The following is a 2,449-nucleotide window of genomic DNA, read 5'->3' on the forward strand; positions in this document are numbered from 1 at the left end:
GCCGTCGCGCTCGCCGCCGGACTGCTCGCCGCGGCGGCCCCACCGGCCGCCGCGACCACCGCGGCCCCCACCCGGTACGAGGCCGAGAGCGCCACGATCTCGCAGGGCGTCGTCGAGTCCAACCACACGGGCTTCTCCGGCACCGGGTTCGTCAACGGCGACAACGTCGCGGGCGCTTACACCGAGTGGACGGTCAACGCCCCCAGCGCGGGCACCGCCACGCTGGCCCTCCGGTACGCCAACGGCACGACCTCCAACCGGCCGGGCGACATCGCCGTCAACGGCGCCGTGGTCGCGGCGAACCGGGCGTTCGAGCCCACCGGCGCCTGGTCCACCTGGGCCACAGTGACGCTCACCGCGCAGGTGGTCGCCGGGACCAACACGATCAGGGTCACGTCCGCCGGCGCGGGCGGCAACCCGAACCTGGACTACCTGGAGGCCGACACGCAGTCGGCGGCCTTCACCGACCACCAGGCGGAGAGCGCCACGATCTCGCAGGGCGTCGTCGAGTCCAACCACGCCGGTTTCACCGGCTCGGGGTTCGTCAACTACGACAACGTGGCGGGCTCGTACGTCCAGTTCGCGGTGAGCGCCGCGTCCGCCGGCCAGCAGAGCCTCACGTTCCGCTTCGCCAACGGCACCACCGCCAACCGCCCGCTGACGATCACCGTCAACGGCACGGTGGTCGCCGCGGACCGGGCCTTCCCCGGCACTGGCGCGTGGACCACGTGGCAGGAGATCAGCGTCAACGCGCCGCTCAACGCCGGCTCCAACACGGTCAGGGCCACCGCCACCACCGCGAACGGCGGGCCGAACCTCGACAGGCTGCGGGTGAGCGGCTCCGGCGACACCGAGCGGCCGACGCCGCCCGGCCAGCCGGTCTGCTCCGGCATCACGCACAACAGCCTGCGCCTCGACTGGCCGGCCTCCAAGGACAACATCGGCGTCGTCGCGTACGACATCTTCCACCAGGGCACCCAGATCGCCACCGCGACCGCCCCGCCGCACACGCTCACCGGGCTGAACGCGGACTTCCCGTACCAGCTGTCGGTCTTCGCCCGCGACGCGTCCGGGAACGTCTCGGCCAGCAGCCCGGAGGCGAACTGCCGGACCCTGCCCGCGCCCGCCGACGACCCGCCGACGCGGCCCGGCCGGCCCACGGTGTCGGGCGTGCAGCCCACCTCCGCCACGGTGACGTGGGGCGCCTCCACCGACGACAACGGGGTGCGGGCCTACCTGATCCGCGACCAGAACAACGCCGTGCTGCAGACCGTCCCGGGCACGCCGCCGCCGGCCACGGCGACCGTGCCGCTGGAGTGCAACCGGACCTACCAGCTCAACATCGTCGCCCGTGACAGCGCCAACCAGCTGTCCACGCCGAGCGAGCCGTCCGCGAGCTTCACCACCGGCTCGTGCGGCACCGTGCCGCAGACGCCGACGACCGTGGCGGGCGGCTGGGACGTGCCGTGGGACATCTCCTGGGCGCCCGACGGTTCGTTCGCGCTGGTGACGGAGCGCGACACGTTCCGCGTGTTCAAGGTCACCCCGTCCGGCACCAAGACGCAGGTCGGCACCGTTCCCAACAGCCAGACCACGGACGGCGAGGGCGGCCTGATGGGCGTGGCCGTCTCGCCGACCTGGAACGGCGGCTCGGACCAGGACGTGTTCTTCATGCACACCTCGTCCGAGGGCAACCGCGTCGCCAAGATGACCTTCAGCGGCACGGCGCTGAGCGGCTACACCTCGATCCTGCAGGGCATCGCGAAGAACAGGTACCACAACGGCGGCCGGATCAAGTTCGGCCCCGACGGCCATCTGTACGTCACGACCGGAGACGCCCAGCAGACCAGCCACGCGCAGAACCTCCGCTCCCTCAACGGCAAGATCCTGCGCATCACCAGGACGGGGGCGGCGGCGCCCGGCAACCCGTTCGGCACCCGCGTCTACAGCTACGGCCACCGCAACCCGCAGGGCATCGCCTGGGACTCGGCCGGCCGCCTGTGGTCGTCGGAGCTGGGCAACGCCTCGCGTGACGAGCTCAACCTGATCCTGCCCGGCAGGAACTACGGCTGGCCGACCTGCGAGGGCAGCTGCGGCACCTCCGGCATGACCAATCCCAAGTACACCTGGGGCGTCGCCGAGGCCTCGCCCAGCGGCATCGCCATCGTGAACAACACGGTGTTCATGGCGGCCCTGCGCGGCCAGCGGCTGTGGCGGATCGTGCTGAACGGCGAGAACGTCTCGACCGTCAACTCCTACTTCAACGGCACGTACGGCCGGCTCCGCGCCGTGGAGAAGGTGCCCGGCGCCGGCGCCATCTGGTTCGGCTCCACCAACTCCGACAACAACGGCAGCGGCGCCGCCGACGTGATCCGCCGCTCGAACATCCAGTAGCTCCCGCATCCAGTAGATCCCGGCAACCACCAGTAACCCGGGCGGCCGCGCGCAC

General features: G+C 71.7%; 1 protein-coding gene. It reads left to right on the top strand.

Features of this window, described 5'->3' with window-relative positions:
* A partial coding sequence (locus DQW85_RS24385) for a PQQ-dependent sugar dehydrogenase (RefSeq protein WP_205315370.1) occupies positions 1-2,394 on the top strand: 2,394 nt, incomplete at its 5' end.
* Between the last annotated feature and the right edge of the window lie 55 nt (positions 2,395-2,449).

The sequence above is a fragment of the Nonomuraea lactucae genome (assembly GCF_003313395.1).
Lineage (GTDB): Bacteria > Actinomycetota > Actinomycetes > Streptosporangiales > Streptosporangiaceae > Nonomuraea > Nonomuraea lactucae.